The organism is Paenibacillus sp. GQ49 (assembly GCF_059759055.1).
The window spans coordinates 221,142-240,545 of record NZ_JCAXEL010000003.1 but is presented as its reverse complement, the minus strand read 5'-3'; the positions used below and the strand labels follow the sequence as shown (position 1 = coordinate 240,545).

The window sequence follows — 19,404 nt, the reverse complement described above, 5'->3', positions numbered from 1 at the left end:
TCCAATCGCTAGTCCAACTATCTAGTCTGATATAAGCCGATAGGCGGCTCCATATTTCGGTCCGTCCGTGAAGAATAATCGCACATAATCATCCTTGGCAACTTCAACGGGCGGCATCTCATTTCTTCCGGGAGCAAAATCACTCACAAAAGGATACACCGTACCATCTTCCTTATTCAGCGGAACCCCGCCCTGCTTGCGAACATAACAGAGGGCTTCCTTTGGAACAGGTACTTCCGCTGTGACGGTGATCAATACACTTTTTCGTTTCTGAAAAAAACCGCTCTTGTAGCGAATGGAAAAGCGGATATCCGCCTTCCCTGCGCTTGCAATCACCATGTTGTCCTCGTCTCGTTGACGGATCAGCACAGGTCCCTCTTCCTCCATCTGACACACATACACGGTGTACTTGATGGCACCAAAATCTGTGATCCGATCCGTGTAACCATTGCTCGCCTTATATTCCTCTCTCGTGTACAGCTTCAGCTTGCCCTGTGCAGGCTCTTCCCCGGTACGATCATCGCTCATCATATCCAGCTCTAGCCGTTCCACATACACAGCTTCTACCCGTTCCGGCCAGAGCCAGCGAAGTGTACAACGCCCTTCGTCCACCGCAAGTGTCAGTTTTCGAATCAAGGGTGTCGAAGGGTCTGCATCCGTAAACCGCATTTCCATTGACCTCCCGACGTTAGAATCCTTTGCTGCGTGTATCTCTTGGTCTCTGACCAAACCCTTCGGCAGAAGAAGTTCCGCCGCCAGCTTCACGACGACCCCTGCTCTTCCGCGGCGTGTTCTCCTTAATCGGAACAATCCAGGAGAAGAGGGTCAATACGCCAGACAAAATGAGCATCGCACCAAGACGTACGAATGTATCCCCCACGTTCGAACCGTCGAGTCCCCACTCCAGCAGAAGCCCTGCCAGTAGACCCGACACCGCACCGCCTATACCAAAGCTGAGCGCGAGATGACGGTTATCAAACACAAGTCCGAGTGAGACACCCAGTGCCACGCCAATCAGCAGCACTGCTGCTACTCGGAAAATCGCCAGATAAACGCTCTGCTCCATCATGCCTGTACGCTCCGTTACCAGCGTCCGTTCATCAATCGTATCGTAGATCTGCTGGAATGCCAGATTCAGACCACCAGAATCCGGTACATCATAATACATGCCACCAGTTTGCTGGGCAATGTTACGCAGCAAATCCGTACCTGATGGGTCCACCAGACTGAGGCCGACTGTATTGATGGAAATCTGTTCGTTTTTATATTGGGACAAAATATCGGTCGTATCCGCTTCACTGAATCCATCGGATAACAAGATGACGACGGTACCGCGTTTCGGGTCATGTTTGCCCTGAATCTGCTCCATGCCTTCCCGCAGCACGGCATCAAAATTGGTACCGCCTGAAGTCGTAACAATGCCATCGATTTTGCTATAAACCTCATTCTTGGCCGCTTCACTATCTAGCGCAATAAACGGTTGTAACAACTGCGGCTGGTCATCAAACGTAATGACAGCCACCTGTTTGTCACTCTCCATTTGGCTGATTAATGTCTTGGCTGCTTCAAAGCGTCCGTTATCCGGATCTGTATCATTCATGCTGCCCGAGTTGTCGATCATTAGTACGATGTCCTTCACTTGCTTCACACCGCCCGGATTGATCTGATACAACAATTGCAGGGCGAGTCCAGTAACGAACAACAGAGCCAGTGTTGCCGGAACAAGCAATTTCCACGACAGTCCCAGATACCGGAGCTTCCATGAAGCACCATTCAGCTTGGGTGAGATCATCTCTGCGATCAAACAGAACAATCCAACGCTCAGCGCCAGTACGCCAAAATATAATCCCATCAGCAACAGACGTGGCATCTCCCCAAGCCATTGACGCAGCATGATTTCTCCTGCCGCAAAGCCCACTGCCCCGCCAATCAGGCTGAACAGGACCAGGAGAAGATTGATTTTTCGCTGCATGTCTACATGCATCCTTTCCATACCAGCCCTAAGCAGGCTGAGTTAATACAAGATTGGTGCTGGGTGTCAGGACACCGCCAGACGTCTTAACGGATGGGTGACAACTTGTCCGCCAGACCTGCGGGGTGAAGTTCATAGCCATTCTCCGTGTACGAGTCATAATATACCTTGCCGTTCCGATACACCATAAGATCCTCCAGATGGAAACCGCCCATCAGATTGAGCTTCTCCACGCCACTACTGCGTTCTTCGTACACTACACCCAGCTTGTAGATGCGTGACGTCTCTTCGGCATGTGCCGCGTAGTCCATGAAAGCACTATGATGATCACCAAAGAAATACTTCTCTTCATACCGATGTTCCTGCGTATAGTCGAATACCCGTACCCGAACAACCGCCTGATCCTCCAGCGTGTGGTACAACCTGCGGAACAGATCATCCCGGGTTAATACGTCTTTGTCTCCGTAGGCAATCGTTACATTGGCCCTTTGCAACAGCTCTTCTTCAAATGGCAATTGCAACGGCTCTGCCGTAAGCAGCAACGAGTGACATACCTCCATCAGGCGTTTCAACAGACGATCATCGCCTTCTGTGGCGAGCCGGTTCATGTCTCCCATGTAACGGTCCTCAAACCATACATCCCGTCCGCGCTTGGCCTCCAAATCAATGATTAGCTCTTCCGTCACTTTGCCGTAGTACTCCATCACGTTCTGGCCGATGTATTCATCCGCAGCGGCGATACTTTGGGCAGCTGTCTCTCGCAATGTGCGTTCCAGCGCTTCAAGTGCTGCTGTGACATGGCGACTGAAACGATGAAGCTCTTCCATCTCCGTATCGTAGATGCGCAGCAAATGTAATTCATTTTCCAGCCGCAATAATTCTATCTTGGGTACATACACTCGCTCCAGCATGCAGTCAATCAGATTGCGCACATTCTGTTTATCACGGAACAACGCTCGTTTGAACGACTGATCTTCCACTCGCTCTTGTTGACGTTGCTCCAGCAGAGCACGTGCCGATTCAAGCTGCATCGATTTATCCCGAATCAGTCCAAGCAGCGCTTCACGTACACTGCCAGGCTCACTGTCACTCCAAGCCGCCCACTGGAAGTAACCAACCTCTGGATGCTCCGCGCGGGATTGTTCGGCCTGACGGCGTAGAGAGCCGCCAGAGCTGCGCTCGCGCACACGCTCTTCGACAAGACGGACAACGTTATCGCGGAAGTACGCTTCGGCTCCTTGTCCAAACAACGCTCTCTCCGCTTCACGTAGGGAGAGCGGCTTCAGATCAGAGAAACTGACGTTATGCGTCATGATGCCACTCATGCCACTAACCAGATCTTCATTGGGCAGCAAGCCTTCGACTTTGCGTTCCACCGAGGCCGCGTCCAGTCCAAAGAAAGAGAGTTTGTCCTTAATGCTCCAATCCGGCTCCTGCCGCATACGTACGAGCAGATACCGATACATGTGATATAACACCGCCAGTGCAATCGGTTTGTTTGGCCGCCTGATCTCGGCAAAACCCGCACTTGCATAACCATGTTGATCAGAGGTGGTACGAATATTGTTTTTAAAAGATGTATTGTTGTACGTGTTCGCTCCCGTGCTTGAAACGCTACCCGAGTGATCCACATCCTGCTTTCTGTTCTTCAGCAGGCAGATGCGGCAGATGATCTCGGCATTTTCTATCCAGCCACCGGGAACGCCGGTTCCACGCTCATTTTTGTCGGACAACAGATATACCAGATCAAACAACGGTGACGCGGGATGTGTAACGGGAATGGAGATCCCATCCTCCGTCACCAGCAGTTTACCGCTGAACGTGTAGTCCAAGGACTGCATATAATCCAGTTCCCGCAGAAAAGCGAGGCCTGCTGCGCTGGCATACCCGAAGGAATCCACCTGTTCCATCTCGCTGACCAACACATGCAGATCCGTTTGCACCGACTTGAAGGCTTGGGACAAAATGGTCTCCGTCAGCTTGGTCAGCTCTGGCAACAATACATTCAACGGATCATCCGCTCTGGTTACCACCGTAACGTAAATCCGATCAAATGACGAGTATAACCGTCCATATTCGGCAATTCGGTTACTGACCCGCCGAAGCGTACGATTCAGATCGTAGAGCGCCTGATCCGATTCGTGGAAACTGCGATGTACATCCTTACGCCGCGTTTTGGACGGTCGCTCCGTCTGCCCAGCGGACAAAGGCAAGCGGTGACGAGTCACCTGACCATCATCGGACGAGCCACCATTCCTCGTTTCACCCGAACCCGCTTCCTGATCTTCTGTCCCAATCTGAACGTAGACTACACCGTCTCCATTATCCCATTTTAGCCGATTGATCTCCTGCACAGCAGACACAGCAGGTGCAACCAGATCACCCACAAACAGGAACAGCGCCGGGTAATGGATACTGCTGCGTCCATCACCCAGACTGCCTTGACGTTCCTGCTCTATTGCATACTGTGCTGCATACTTCTCCAGATCACGCTTCAGGGTATTGTTCGAATTGAACTCCATCCCGGCCGCCATCTTACTTCAGCCTTCTGCGAATGTCGTTCAACTTGGACGACATCGTTCTGTAGAACTGATAGATGTCTTCACCGTTAGCCAGTTCTACTCGCTCGTATTCGAGACGATCACGTGATTCCATGAACAGCGCAGCCAGATCATCCAGCTTTGTCAGCAATGGGGTGATATCTTCTGAAGCCGTCAGATCATTATCCCGACGGGAGGCTTTGCGTAGCAATGTACTGCGATCCTTTTCCGCCAGACCGCGGAAGTTGCCAAACACTTCATACTCGGCAAAGTTACGGCTCTTCATCAGGTTAGCGAATGGCTCCCATGCATCTTCTTCCGGGTCACGGTCATAGACGTAGAGCGCACCCTTTTTGACGATGGTGTCAGTATATAACGCTTCGATGAAGCGGTCATACCACTGCTCTTCGTCCTGGTACTGGGCAAGAATGCCTTCGAGTTCGGCGACTTTGGCCGAGATGGCATTCATCTTCGCCAGTTCCTCACGTACACGTGCGATCAGCTGCGGGGAGCGTACCAGGTTTTCTTTGGCCATATCTTCATTAATACTGCCGAAAATATCCTTAACTCCCACACGTGGCAACCCTTCGGATTGCAGACGTTTCAGCTCAATCACCGCCCGCTTCACTTCCCCGAGGTTCGGCGTTGTGGACGTCAAACGCATGTCGTAGGCTCCCAGTTTGGCAGACAGATCAAACGCTTCTGTTGTCACAATCGCATACCGGTTGCTTGTATTCTCATCAATCGATTTGGCTGTCACGATGTTGTATCCAAGCGCCTGCTCAAATTCGTTTCGCACACGGGCGTTATACTGCTTCACGCGGGCGTTCTCGTACACATCTCCCCATGATTTCTCCGGAATCGGAGACGGCAGATAGGTCCAGTTGTTTTTCTCCGTTTGTACCAAGTGTCGACCAATGCCTTCTTTGTCCAAAATGGTACGTTCATAACTTTCCTCATATACTTTGAGCGGAGTATACACAAAGAGTGGTACCCCGTTGCGGGTATTCAGCCAGAATATCCGGTTACGCACTTCACTTTCCTTAACGGTAAAATGAGACTTGCCCACCGCATTGTTCTGATAATTGCGAATCCCTTTCAGAATGCCCGGCGCCTGTGCCGGTACCGATACAAATCCCCATGAAGGGAAATGCAGACTGCCTGTACTGTTGCTCAGATTGAACACCGGAACTGCCTCATCATCCAGCTTGCCAGCAATGAAACGTTCCACGAATTTCTCAACCGACTCATCCTGACCGTATTTGATCACCAGGAAATCTTCCATGGAACGCGTAATCAGATCACCGAATTTCTCACTCAGGAAGTCGGAGATGGAGCTGACGATATCAATCTCGTTTTCTTTCACCCATTGGCTGGAGTTTTCCAGCAATTCACGGGAGAAGTCACGGATCAGATCATCTGTATCTCGCTTGTCCAACAGCCCGTCCACCACACTGACGATATCCGGTACACTTACGACGTTCCAGTAATATGTTTTGTTTCCTTTGTGATCGGCTTGTTCTTCGCCACGTGTCAGCAGGTCACCGTTCTTCGCGAATATCGAGCTAAGGGCGTTCAGCGTTTCGGTAAATACGTTATAAATGCGGCTGTTCTCCTGGTTCAGCAACTCATACAGATCTTCATAGAACTCGATCATCTGATCGTTGCGTTCCACGTCGGCGTGCAGCCAGTACTCATGAATTTTTGCTTCAATATAAGCATTCTTTTTCTTCTCTTTGGAGACAAAAGCACTCTTCGCATCGCCCAGCTTCTCTTCGGACTGCTCCTGAGCTGCTTCAATATCACGCGGAATGCGGAAGGCATTCTCACGCAGCGTTTCAATGTACGACTGAATCATCTTCAGTACACAGAAGCCTTTTTCCGTATAAATCAGACGAGAGACATAAAACGGACCTTGTTCGGGATGCAAAAACATACGCCGGATCTGTTCGGTGAACTGACCGGCAATCTCGCCCGGCAGTTGTTTCTTCGCCTTGATATATTCTTCACGGGCACGGGCCAAGAAGTTCTGCTCCAGCTCGGTGTCCATATTCACAACCTGTGATTTCACCACGTTGCCATAGGATAAACGCTCGCTGTTCTGATACCCAGGCAGTGGCTCTGGCACGCGCGCTTCAAAGGACTTGACCACACTTTCGAGATCAATGCCCAGCTTGCGGGCAAACTTCTCGGTATCCTCCTGGTTCGGTGCTTTGGAGAACATGGTATTCATTTTGTCGAACATGCGATATGCCAGATACGTGGTCATCTCTTCAATTGGTAGTACAGCCGAAGATGCACCGATGATGTTGTAATCATAGTTCGCCGGGTACACTTTGTTCATCTGTGCAATGTTGGTTCGAATGTTGCTGATATAGTCATGGATTGCGAACTCCTCACCCGACTGCTTCTCCTCACTTGCCATGAAGTTGGTAATGTTCTCGGCCGTGACGTTCATGCAGTAATCGTAGGCGTTCTCTAGCAATTTCCCTTCGGTATTCGTCGCAGAGATCAGATGACACAGGTTAAATGGCGGCAGTGGTGAGTTGACGGTTAAAATATTGCCGTACTTCTGTGTAAACCGCTCACCGCGGCTATCCACGTTCATCCAGTAATCCAGCTCTTTGAGTGCAGCATATCCGTTCTTGCGAATGTATTCACGAGTGTGTTCGCTCAAGCTTTTGTTGGACAGGTTCACGTCTGGCGTGAACAGGTAGCCCAGCGTATTCACGCGGTCAATCCCGGCTGAGCCGTGATCACGTTCGATAATACCGCGCACGATATAGGAAATATCGAGGAAGCAACCGCTGCCTGTACCGCCGGACAGACCTGTCAGCAGGAACACCATCAGTTTTTTGTTGGTGCCTACAGATAAGGTTTTGATCTTTTTGTCGATAGCCTGCACAACCTGATTGATCTTGGTGAACAAGAGCAGACGTCCAGCCTGACGCACCCCTGCGGCACCGTTCATGCCATCCGTGATGCTCAGTTCGGGAGACAGCCAGTCCGTAATATAAGGTTCCAGCACGCTGCGGTTTTGAAGAAGTCCCCCAATCTCGGCATTAGACAGCAGCACGAATTCATTAATCGGATCGAGTCCGATCCCTTTATACTTTTTGGCACGATCCTGTTCGTTTGTCTCAAAAGCCAGAAACTCCACATTGTCCGGCTTGTCCATTTTTTTCTTGGATACCGGGTCCTGTGGTAGCTTGAAACGACGGTTAATCTGATATTTGAGACGCAGCAGTGCGTCAATTCCCGTTCCTCCCAGACCAATAATCAGAATGGGGTTATCAATTGTATCAACTCTGATCTTCTCACTGACAATACCTCCGCCAAGTGATACATCCAGTTGCTGAATATGTTCTCTAACAATCGGTTTCATTCCATGTCCTCCTTTGATTAACAAAGTTGGAACTGCAACTTCATTACACTTGCCACTCCGATGACAGAATAACATTCCGATCGCTGTTATCCCCAGATTTTTTCAATTCACTTTTACAAAGTGAAAATCCGGGGATAAAGGCGAACGCTTCCGCTTCTTCACGTTATTTCTGTCCTCTGCGTTCTCGTGTAAACAGTTGGTCCCAAATTTTATTGGCATCCTTTTAAACTAAACAATCAACTTAAATCAAATAATCCTTCACACCAGATATTCAATTAAAATGGTCTTGTCCGCCTGTTGCAGCGGGATGCTCAGTCGGTCACCGTTCTTCAGTTCAACGCCTGAGCTTGCATCAACTGCACGACCGGATTTCTCCAGCGTACCGCCTGCGGTGTTACGGATTATAATTCGATCCCCATTGCTGGGCGTAAATACATATTTTTCGGTTTCCTTCAGCTCAGGGTCCAGTTGCAACAACTGATGCAGATGGAATCTGCCCCGGAAGGATACCAGCTTTTTATATTGCGGATAGGACTTGTCTCCCGTGTTCTCATCACGAATCTCCACAACCATCTGGCCTACAAATCCCCGGTTTTTGCGTTTCAGCCAGCCCATCAGGAACCAGGCACCAACACCGACCACAATCAGGGCTACAACACCCAGGATGACAGGTAACCAAGGAAACGGCTTGTCCTGTTCACCGCCAGACGTCGTTGGTTGAGATCCACTTCCGGCTGCTCCGCTCGCGTTGATCGTGATTGGCTCACTTTCACGGTAGAAGCTGTCTTCTTCCGCACGGATGACTAATTCATAGTTATGATTGTCTGGTACTTCAAACGTTCCGGCAAAACCAGAACCTATGTTTTCCAGCGGTTGTTCTTCACTTTTGCCTGTATCCACATCTTTCACAACCAGCGTGGCCTTCATATCTGCATACAGATCATTATCCTGAAGCGGCTGACCGCCATTCTCCAGTTTGGCTGCAAGATCAACCTTGTCTCCTTTGGTATAGGACTTGGTCTTAATTGGGTCCACAACGAGCTGAAGATCGTAGTTGAACAACAGGTTGATATCGATGCTGTCTTTCGGAGCCCCTTTTACCCGAAGTTTCCAATCTCCCTCTTGGGGTTTCAACAGCTTCACGAGTGAATAACTCTTCGAAGTCGAGAGCTTGGCTGCATCCGAGTTCAGATCCACGGCTTGTCCGGAAGGGTCCGTCAATTGCACTTCCACCGGCTTCGAGGACATGATCGAAATATTAGCTTCCAATACACTGTCGTTTGGCACGTTCACGGTAACTTCCTGATAACTGCCGTTTCCCGTTACAGAGGGCAGCTTCACCACATTCAGTTTGGCATGATCGGCGAAGATCTCACTCAGAATCTGTGGCAGATCATCCGGCGTATCGGTAATGAATGACTTGCCTCCGGTCTGCTGAGCCAGGTCTGCGAGTGCATTCTTGTTCAGCTTGCCATCCGCGTTCAGTCCAATCGTATACACCGGAATGCCCTGATCCTGTGCTTCCTTCACGGCTTTTGCCAGATCAGCGTCGGATTGTGCCTGTGTACGGCCTTTGGTTTTGTTAAAGTCATTGTTGCCATCCGCCAGCAGCACGATCATCGGCGAGTGGGATGGGTCTGCACCATGATTCAGTATGTTCACGGCTTCGGCGACACCAACTGAGACATCGGTATATGGCCCCCGGCCGAGCTGATCAATAAAATCCTTCAGGCTGCTCTTGTCCGTATCGGACTGAATCGTAAGCATAGCCTTTTCCCGCTCCACCTGATCGGTATAAGCGACAATCCCTACCTTGTCCCCCTGGACGGGCAGCATATCAATAAACATTTTCATGGCTTCATTACTGATCTTGTCACGGTCACTTGTATTCATCGAGTTACTTACATCGGCTACAAGTACCGCATCGATTCCGCTTGTCTGTGCCTGAGCCGCTGCAGCTTGTGGCAGCAACGCCTGAGGTAGCAGTAGCGTTAGAATTGCCAGCAGAACTATCGTTCCACTGAGCCAGCGTATTTTGCGTGTCCGCAGCATTGGGTGTACTCCTTCACGTTTGAGATTAAAATGGGAATAGTTTATTATAGGCGTCAAGCCTTAAGGAAATCTTAACAGTCTACTAACAAATTCTGAAAAGCACCCCTATCTTGAGTTACAGTTTTGTAATGACTGACAAAAATCGACGATTTCAAGCCTGTAACTGGCACAAAAGTACCAACTATGGAAATATGATATAGTTATTGCCAGCAAACTGCAATATAACAGCGCTTGTTCACCAAGCCATAGAAGGGAACGGATTATGGTTACATACGGATGCCTCGCCATATTGTTTCTTTTTGTCATCATAAAGGGTTTTGCACTCCAGCTTCATCGGAGGAAACCAATTTCCCGCGAAGACACGGATCGTACCCTCTACACTATTCTGAATGGTGAGCGTGATTGAGCATGAGTACTAAACTAGTTGTATCCATACGACCATTTCATCGAACGACCTATGCCTATGAAAAGTTGCAAGTCTGCTCACGTTGTGGACAGTACACCTGCCTGTGGGAAGAGGAGTGCACGGCCTGTGGCCGGGGTGCCCTGAACTCCGTTCAGTCGAAGGCGACTTCCCGTGTGAAACGCCGCATTGCACGCGACCTGTTCATTACGATATTGTTCGGTGCAGCTGCCACCTATTTCGGTGAGACCATAGATCAGACCATGGCAGCAGCCAGTGTTTCCCTGCTGCTTCTGGCCTTATTGATCTTCATGCAGAAACGTTCGTTCGAGGTAGAGCAGCAGCGCGAGTTGAAGCGCATGTTGCAACAGGATGAGGAAATCATCCGACAGGGCATCAATCGCAACTGGGCTCTGGTCGCCGAAGCCCGAAAGCAGGATGAAGCACTTGCCTATGAGATGCTCCGCGAGATCGGCTCACTTGTCTACAACGACCGAATTCGACTGCAACAGGTTGCATTGTTACAATCCTTTGTCCTGCGTAGTGACATGGATTTGCAACTCAAGCCCTTGCTTCTACGCAGCTTCGAGCGGCTACTGGCTGAATATATTGGTGAGATTGCGCGGCTTAAGCCGGATTTGATCCGTGAAGATGCGATTCGTTATATCGCAACCTATGAAGTGAATATTTTACAGCTCCACAATGGAATTCAGATACTTACAGCCGTAGCTGCTGCTGCCGTGCGCAAGAGCAAATATATTGAGTTATTCCCTAGTCTTATTACCCGCTACGCCCGCTTTATGCCCAAGGATCGCTTCATGCGGCTGTATCACACGATTGAACGCTATCCGAGCAAGGCACGAGGGGGATTGGCAGAGTCGGTAGGTCGGGTGTATAACGAGAAATATCGGGATCAATACGCAGATGTTCAGCTGTAGGGATGATATATTGAGAAAGAAAAACGTAGTTTAGTGCAAACTCACTCCCTGTATATAGACGAATGCAATTTCATCCACCCCTGCATGCGAGTCAGCACCACAGATCGAAGGTTATGATTCTAATGATATAAGAATTAATCCAAAAACACCCCATCCTTAGGTCTAGGATGAGGTGTTTTGAATTTTATGGCAGTCTGCCAAGTGTTATGCACTGTACACGGACAAAGAAAAACCAGATAGGGAATACCTAAAAGACATCTTCCATGGAATGAAACAGGTGTGCAAACAGGCACTCGCAGATGACAAAAACAATAAGCGGATATGATCATCTGTCCTGGTGAAAAAGGGCCGCGACGTGGTTCCGTCGCGACCCTTGATCTGAGGGTTCGGTACATTTGTACCCGAACCCTCTCATATATGCCATGCCAATCACTCTGGCATGGCATGGTGCCTGCGCAATTGCGGCTACATCGCCGCTTGCGCCAAGGCTTTACCGTCCGCGACGAGAATCGCGACGGTCACCCTTCGCCGGTCCGCGTCCTGCGGATTCCGGACGGCGAGAGCCTTCGCTACTGCGCCCGGAGGTGCGCTTGTCGGCGCTACGGCCAGCCCAGCCGCTGCTAGCTGCACCGCGTCCGCTTTGGCCCGCTGCTCCGCGACTGCTGTCGCTGCTACGCGCGGAACCACGACCTGCGCTGCGCTCGTCGCCACTGCGACCCGCACCGCGTCCACCTTGACCTGCTGCACCGCGACTGCTGTCGCTGCTGCGGCCACCGCTACGACCACCACTGCGTCCACCTTCGCCGCCGCGGGAACCACGACCCCCACGTCCGCCATCTCTGCGATCGTTACGGCCTGCACCGCGACGGGCACTGCCAGTTCCGGAAGAGCGTCCGCCTGAACGTTCGTCATCCCCTTGACTGTTGATGGAACGTCTAGCTGCTCCAGTTGAAGCAATTGGACCTTCGCTTGTCCACTGGATACGGGACAGCTTCTGGTCAATACCTTGTTCAATACGTGCAAGTTCCGGTCTGTCGTGCTCTGTTGCAAACGTTACAGCAAGACCTGTACCGCCTGCACGGCCCGTACGACCAATCCGGTGGATATAACTTTCCGCATCATGCGGCATATCGTAGTTAAATACATGCGTAACGCCTTCAACATCAAGTCCACGTGCAGCTACATCTGTAGCAACCAGCACTTGCAGTTTGGCATCGCGGAACGCTTTCATTACGTTCTCACGCTTGGATTGGGACAGATCTCCATGAAGTTCATCACTTGCATAACCTGCTTCACGCAGATCTTGGTTAAGCTTGGATGCACGACGCTTGGTCCGGCAGAAAATAATCGCCAAGTATGGGCGATACGTATCAATCATGCCGCGAAGCGCTTCAAGCTTACCACGATCCGTACACTCCAGCACTTGCTGGCGAATTTGTTTGATCGGGATAACAGATTGGGAAGACACTTTTACATCTTCCGGATCTTTCATGTAGGTCTTCGCCAGGTTGCGAATGCCCTTAGGCATCGTTGCTGAGAACAGCATTGTTTGACGTTTGTGTGGAAGCTCACTAAGAATCGTTTCCACATCGTCCAGGAAGCCCATGTGCAGCATTTGGTCGGCTTCATCCAGCACCAGTTTTTTCACATTATCCAGCTTCAACGTGCCACGGCGCAGGTGATCCAGCAGACGCCCGGGTGTGCCAATAACGATCTGGGTTCCGTTCTGCAATTTACGCAGTTGCTTGTCCACATCCTGCCCGCCGTATACGGCAAGCACATGCAGTTTATCGTCGTTTGCCGTGAGTTTCTTCGCTTCTTCCGTAATTTGCAGCGCAAGCTCACGCGTAGGCGCAATAATCAACGCTTGCGGCGAACGGTCGGATACGTTAATTTTCTGAATAATCGGCAGCAAAAATGCCAGCGTTTTCCCTGTTCCTGTCTGTGCCTCAGCGATAATATCGCGTCCACCCAGCAGTACCGGAATCGAACGCTCCTGTACCGGAGTCGGCACGGCGATGCCCTGATGTTTCAGGATCTCGCACCATTCCGGGCGAATGCCCAGTTGTTCAAAGTTTGCCAATCGTTACACCTCTGTATATTCATTTAGATAAGTCCATTTCATAATGACCTTAGTATCAGTATCTGCCATCAAGACTAGTTTTCCTTATATCAATCATGATTATGAAATGAATTTTTTAAAAAGCAATCCACTCGTTGCTCTTCTTCTCCATACCCTGTAGTTTACACGTTAGTCAAGCAAAACAAAAGGGGATACAGCGTTACCCACCCAACTTGTAGCACAAAATTCCAAGATCAGCGTAACTTGTATCGACCAAGTGACTCTAGATCTGCCTTCAGGTTGCTGATGATGTGGAAATAATGACCTAGCATGCCTCAGGCTCTAATAAAAAACAGCGACGCCCTCTCCCCGATTTCCGGAAAAAGTGCGCCGCTGATTATAAAGTATCTTTTTATGTTATCTATTCGTTGTCTAATTCGTCCAAAACCAAGTTACGAACCATGCCCTCCAGCTGTGGCAAATCCACTCCGTTCAAGAATGCGAGTGCTCTCTTCGTTCAACCCGCGCAGGTGCACGGTTTTGCCCAGCTTCGCGTATTTGAATTTCACTTTGCCAATAGCCACAACCGCCGTATTGTCCCAGATATGTGAACCTCCGAAATCAATCGTGATTTCCTTCGGATCAGCCTCTGCATCAAACTCATCCACAAAGCGGGACGAAGAACCGAAGAAGAACGGTCCGTGAACCCGATATACTTTCTGTCCTTGCTCCTGGCTCGCCTTTACGCGAATCTTGGTCTGTTTCCAGCCAAAATGCAGCACACTGAGCACAACGCCGACCATGACCCCGATCGACAGATCGTGGGTATAGACCACAATCGCCACCGTCACGATCATGACAAAGGCTTCCGCCCGAGGCACACGGGCAATATTTTTGATGGAACTCCAGTCGAATGTTCCGATACACACCATAAACATTACACCAACGAGCGCACCCATCGGCACCTGTTTCACCACTCCGCTGAGCAGCAACAACAGGATCGCGAGAAACGCACCTGCGGTAAACGTGGATAATCTTCCGCGTCCGCCAGACTTCACATTAATCACCGATTGCCCAATCATGGCACACCCAGCCATACCACCGAACAAACCATTAATGAAGTTGGCAATCCCCTGACCGCGTACTTCGCGGTTTTTACTGCTCTTGGTCTCCGTCATCTCATCCACAATGGTAGCAGTCAGGAGAGATTCCAGCAAACCGACCAGTGCCAAGGTGAATGAATAAGGCAGCAGGATCATTAGTGTTTCCCATGTCCATGCAATATTCGGCAAGTGGAACATGGGCAACGTACTTGTGAGATTACCCATCTGACCTACGGTTTTCACATCCAGATGGAAAACTACAGTAATAATGGTCATGGCGATAATCGCAATGAGCGGAGCCGGAACACCTTTGAAAAAACGTGGCAATATGTAAACAATCGCCAACGTGCCCGCTACCATTGCGTACATGATCCAGTTAGCCCCTGTGAAATGAGTCAGTTGCGCCATAAAAATCAGAATAGCCAATGCATTCACAAATCCCGTCAGTACCGAATGAGGCACAAACGTAATAAACCGTCCAACCTTGAAAATACCCAAAATAAACTGAATAACTCCCGTCAAAATCGTTGCTGCAAAAAGATATTCCACGCCATAATCCTTGACGAGTCCAACCATCAGTACCGCCATGGCACCTGTTGCCGCCGAGATCATACCGGGTCTTCCACCTGCAATCGAGATCACAATCGCAATCGTAATCGAAGCGTACAATCCGACCATCGGATCGACACCTGCAATGATGGAGAACGCAATGGCTTCCGGAATTAACGCCAGCGCTACCGTAATGCCTGCCAGCACGTCTCCGCGAATGTTGCCAAACCATTGTTGTTTTAAAGTATTCATATGTTCTTTGCCGTTCCTCCTACGTGTATTCCTCATAATGGACAATCTTACTGAAGAGTAACGAAAGACGTTCACACTAACCAACTATCCAGGACAGCACAAAACAACGGAATCCTCTCCGCATCATTCGCCTATGCTGTTGCCTGAATTGCATCATTCTTCACCATCCGTATAGCCTTGACGGGTTAATGTGCATTCACGTGTTTTCCGTTCCAATGTGTACCGCTATTGTTCCATTACCTTCAGTTGTCTTACTCATGCCACATCAGGAGCTGATCCTGATGCCAATAGGTTTTCCCCTCTCAGAAAAACCGGGTCCGTTAATGTACTGACCTATTATTATAGTCACAGGATTGGATATGTACTAATACAGTTAAGCCAAAAAAATAGAACCTTATCTCCTATTATCTTAGTTTTTCTATGAATTACTCACCCATTCTCTATTCACAAAAAAATAACCCGCAAAGATCCTTTGAAGAAAGTCTCTTTACGGGTATTCTCGCGATACTATGCTAGAATCTTCCTGATTTGAATATCGAATAGAGCAGGAAAGCCACCATCAGAATCGCCACCAGAAAACCAATCTCAATGACCGGAATATCCCACAGCATCGTGGATTGATGACTGATCGACGAACCGATAATCAAACCCACCATGATGATACAAAAGGCAAGTAACACAATACTGAAGGACAGCCGATTACTAATCTGGTCCATTCTGCGCATGAGGGCATCCAGTTCAGGAACACTGATCTCTAGCCTCAGCTTGCCTTTGCTAATAATGGATGATAACTGCCTTAACTGCCCTGGCAGACCAATGACACTTTCGGCCATATCAGCCGCACTGCGGAACAACCGATTCTTGATTCTTCCTGCGCTAAAACGTTCCTTGATCAGTTTCCGTCCAAAAGGCTCGGCCATATCTACAATGCTCAGGGATGGATCGAGATGTTCGATTACACCTTCCATCGTCAGCAACGATTTACCGAGCAGCAGAATATCGGCAGGCATGACAACCCGGTGCCTCTGGGCTACGCCGAACAAGTCATTTAACGCCTGACCCACACTAATCTTGGAAAAGGGAATATCGTAATATTTGGTACGCAACTTGTCCAAATCCACATGAAGCCCACGCAGATCCATGTCATCTGGCATCATGCCAAGTTTCTCAATTGCCCGGATCATACTGTCCGTATCTTTGCGCATTAACCCAATAATAAGCGAAGCAAGCTGCTGTTTCATCTCATCGCTCAGACTGCCCACCATACCGAAGTCTATAAAGGCAAGACGTCCATCCTTCAATACCATCAGGTTGCCCGGATGTGGGTCAGCGTGAAAGAATCCATGAATAAAGATTTGATTCAATAATGAGTCCACCAGCCGCTCAGCAATATTGTTCAGATCATGGCCGCGTCTGACCAGTTCTTCACGATCATTGAGCTTGATGCCTTCGATATATTCCATAGTGAGCACACGTGACGACGTATGATCCCAATAAATTGTCGGGATTTTCACCTTATTGTCCTGCTGGTATTGCTGTGCAATCTTTTCCGTATTCCGGCCTTCGACCGTATAATCCAGCTCGGCCATCAATGCCTGGGCGTATTCTTCTACCATTTGCGGAATCTGATATTGCTTCACCCAATCCCAGCGCTTCTCGGCCATGGCAGTCAGCTCACGCAAAATATCCAGGTCACGCTGCACAATACGCGATATACCCGGCCGCTGAATCTTGATGGCTACCGATTCCCCGCTTCGAAGTTTGCCCAGATGCACCTGTCCAATGCTGGCCGCAGCTACAGGGGTATCCTCGAACCGGGAAAAGATCTCCTCCAGCGGTGTATCCAATTCCTGTTCCAAAATACCCCGTGCCGTCTCGGAAGAGAACGGCGGGACCTGATCCTGCAACTTCACCAACTCACGAATGACAGACTCAGGCAATAGATCTGCCCTTGTGCTTGCGAGTTGCCCCAGCTTGACGAAAGCTGGCCCCAGCTCCTGCAGCACAAGCCTGATGCGTTCACTCAACGTTTTGGTGGTGTGTGCTTCGCGCGACATCCACCGTCTGGGCAGAGCCAGCAGCTGGAACAAACCCAGCTCCTCGACCATATAACCGAAGCCATGACGCACAAGCGCCATGGCAATTTCACGGTATCTGCCGACATGTTTGATTCGCACTGCCATCTACTCGATCTCGTTTCCTTTGAGAGGAGGAGGAACTTCAAGTGGAGCTGGGGATTCATCAGGTTGAAGCTGTGGTGAGTGGCCCAGTTCAGCAAGTTTTTTCTCCAGAACGGCAACACGCTGTTCCAGACTGGTTACATCACTTTCGGATGCCACACCAGCTTCCTGAAGCACGCGCTTGACCTGTTCCTGAATCACTCTCTTGAACTGGCCTTGTTCTTCATCGCCCCGTTCCATCAGGCGTTCAACCAAAGCTTTGGATTCACCGGGCGCAAGTTCCCCGCGCTTGACCAAATCATCCACGGTTTTCTCAATTTTTTCTTTGCTTACGACAGTAAGACCAAGCCCTAACGAGATCGCCTTTTTGAACAAATCGCTCATTTTTGTCATCCTCCTCTTCGTTGATCTCTATATTATACCCCTTACACTCCGCATGCAAAAATGTCAGTCCGATCAGACGTAACGTGCAGCCCATTTGCCTGCTTGCAGGAGTAACTTGCGGTATGTTTCGTGTGCAAAAGACGGTACATGGTGACCCGGCATCAGATAAACAATACGTCCAACACCATATCGATGTGCCCATACCGCAGGCTTCGGCCCTTCTTCGGATTGATATTCCAGCAATATTTTGGTTTCGGCAAAAGAACCAAACTCGAACTGATATGGCTCTTCTTCCATTGTGAAATTCGAAATGCCCTCCGTCACGGGATGGCTTTCCTCTGTTACATTGAATTCAAGTGGTGCATAAGCCGGATGATGCAGGAACTTGGCACCGATCATCTGTTTGAGCTCATAACGATTTTGGAGCGAAATGCCGTTATGTATAATGACCAGTCCACCTCCATTACTTACATAGGACAACAAACCTGCTGTCTGCTGTGGAGAGACTTTACCCTTCCAATCGTCCATGTATGAGATACATACATCAAACCCGGTTATATTTTCTTGCAGCAGCATATTCCGATTCTCACTGCATTGCACAGTCATAGTATCGTGGAAAATTCGGCTAATCTCCGCATCCACACCTTGAAGCGGGTGCCAATCTGGATGTGTGTAATCGCCAAGTAGTAATGCTTTTTTACGATGATCCATTCAATCAATCTCCTTTCTTGTTCACCTCACTGTATAAAACCAACTACCAGGGGAGCTTCTCTCCCTTGTAGTCCACATATGCGGGCTGATCTCCTTTAAATTGTTCATGGCGGTCGATAAGTACTGCGATATGCTGTGCAGATTGCTCGGGCGTGAGATCCGCAGAAGCATCCAATTCTCCCCGCATATAACTCTGTACCCAACCGGGATGCACAAGCATCACTTGTCCGCCTTCATCCTTCAGACCATTGTGCACAAGACGGGCCTGCATGTTCAAAGCAGCTTTGGACATACAATAGGCATACCACCCATCCCGACTGCATTGCTCTATACTTCCAGCCTCGGAAGAGATATCAACAATCAGCTTGACCTGTCCTTGAAGAAGGAGGGGTAACAGGGAATGAGTCACACGCAGTGTACCTAAGGTGTTCACATTAAATACTTCAGCCATCTCCGCCATATTCAACGGCCCGCGGATATGATCCGTAATACTCCCTAGTATAGCCGCATTATTGATCAGCATATCCAAATGATTCGTATCCAGCTTCAATGTCTCCGTGAACAGAGCCACCGACAGGTCATCCGCAATATCCAATTCGATGGCGCGCAGATGGTCAGGATATCCTTCTGCAAGCATACGAATCCCCTCGGAATCCTCCACGTCCAGACCGGCCGCATACACGAGATACCCTCTCTTCAGCATCTGTGCCGTCAAAGCCAATCCCAATCCCCGAGCAGCTCCCGTTACACATACGGTTCTCATCATGATGTCCCTCCTTCGCATAATGATTCTGTCTTTTATTCATTCCACATATTCATCTGAAAACCTTTAATTCAGAATGGGATCGCCAACTTCACGACCAAAGACTCATG

The 19,404-nt window shown here is 49.5% G+C and carries 12 protein-coding genes; 1 reads left to right on the top strand and 11 read right to left on the bottom strand.

Annotation, left to right across the window (positions count from 1 at the left end):
- Positions 1 to 21: 21 nt before the first annotated feature.
- The 5 genes from AC6CIF_RS08230 to AC6CIF_RS08210 form a co-directional block, all read right to left on the bottom strand.
- On the bottom strand, positions 22 to 669 hold the full coding sequence (locus tag AC6CIF_RS08230; protein ID WP_498198992.1) for a beta-mannanase: 648 nt from the start codon (positions 667 to 669) through the stop codon (positions 22 to 24).
- A 19-nt stretch (positions 670 to 688) separates the two neighbouring features.
- The gene (locus AC6CIF_RS08225) at positions 689 to 1,972 is read right to left on the bottom strand and encodes a vWA domain-containing protein (protein ID WP_498198990.1); all 1,284 of its coding nucleotides are present in this window, start codon (positions 1,970 to 1,972) and stop codon (positions 689 to 691) included.
- An 86-nt stretch (positions 1,973 to 2,058) separates the two neighbouring features.
- Entirely contained in the window at positions 2,059 to 4,506 is a 2,448-nt protein-coding gene (locus AC6CIF_RS08220) for a transcription initiation factor TFIID (RefSeq protein ID WP_498198988.1), read from the bottom strand.
- Between the two features lies 1 nt (position 4,507).
- Positions 4,508 to 7,897 (bottom strand): tubulin-like doman-containing protein, encoded by a 3,390-nt coding sequence (locus tag AC6CIF_RS08215; protein ID WP_091036105.1) that lies wholly within the window; start codon positions 7,895 to 7,897, stop codon positions 4,508 to 4,510.
- 258 nt (positions 7,898 to 8,155) lie between these two features.
- The gene (locus AC6CIF_RS08210; protein WP_498198986.1) at positions 8,156 to 9,949 is read right to left on the bottom strand and encodes a vWA domain-containing protein; all 1,794 of its coding nucleotides are present in this window, start codon (positions 9,947 to 9,949) and stop codon (positions 8,156 to 8,158) included.
- Positions 9,950 to 10,357: 408 nt separating this feature from the next.
- Here AC6CIF_RS08210 and AC6CIF_RS08205 point away from each other — a divergent pair, with 408 nt between their 5' ends.
- Positions 10,358 to 11,290 (top strand): hypothetical protein, encoded by a 933-nt coding sequence (locus AC6CIF_RS08205; protein WP_498198985.1) that lies wholly within the window; start codon positions 10,358 to 10,360, stop codon positions 11,288 to 11,290.
- 490 nt (positions 11,291 to 11,780) lie between these two features.
- On the opposite strand, the gene AC6CIF_RS08200 is transcribed toward AC6CIF_RS08205, so the two are convergent.
- The 6 genes from AC6CIF_RS08200 to AC6CIF_RS08175 all read right to left on the bottom strand — a co-directional run bounded on the left by AC6CIF_RS08200 (position 11,781) and on the right by AC6CIF_RS08175 (position 19,297).
- Positions 11,781 to 13,373, bottom strand: coding sequence for a DEAD/DEAH box helicase (locus AC6CIF_RS08200; protein ID WP_498198983.1), 1,593 nt, complete (start codon positions 13,371 to 13,373; stop codon positions 11,781 to 11,783).
- Between the two features lie 431 nt (positions 13,374 to 13,804).
- A complete protein-coding gene (locus tag AC6CIF_RS08195; RefSeq protein ID WP_498198981.1) occupies positions 13,805 to 15,256 on the bottom strand; it encodes a SulP family inorganic anion transporter in 1,452 nt (483 codons plus the stop codon).
- A 512-nt stretch (positions 15,257 to 15,768) separates the two neighbouring features.
- A complete protein-coding gene (locus tag AC6CIF_RS08190) occupies positions 15,769 to 17,439 on the bottom strand; it encodes an ABC1 kinase family protein (protein ID WP_498198979.1) in 1,671 nt (556 codons plus the stop codon).
- Positions 17,440 to 17,820, bottom strand: a complete 381-nt coding sequence (locus AC6CIF_RS08185; protein ID WP_253441470.1) for a phasin family protein — start codon at positions 17,818 to 17,820, stop codon at positions 17,440 to 17,442.
- Between the two features lie 72 nt (positions 17,821 to 17,892).
- On the bottom strand, positions 17,893 to 18,531 hold the full coding sequence (locus tag AC6CIF_RS08180; RefSeq protein WP_498198977.1) for a ThuA domain-containing protein: 639 nt from the start codon (positions 18,529 to 18,531) through the stop codon (positions 17,893 to 17,895).
- A gap of 43 nt (positions 18,532 to 18,574) precedes the next feature.
- Complete coding sequence (locus tag AC6CIF_RS08175) at positions 18,575 to 19,297, bottom strand: SDR family oxidoreductase (RefSeq protein WP_498198975.1); 723 nt, start codon at positions 19,295 to 19,297, stop codon at positions 18,575 to 18,577.
- Positions 19,298 to 19,404 lie beyond the last annotated feature (107 nt).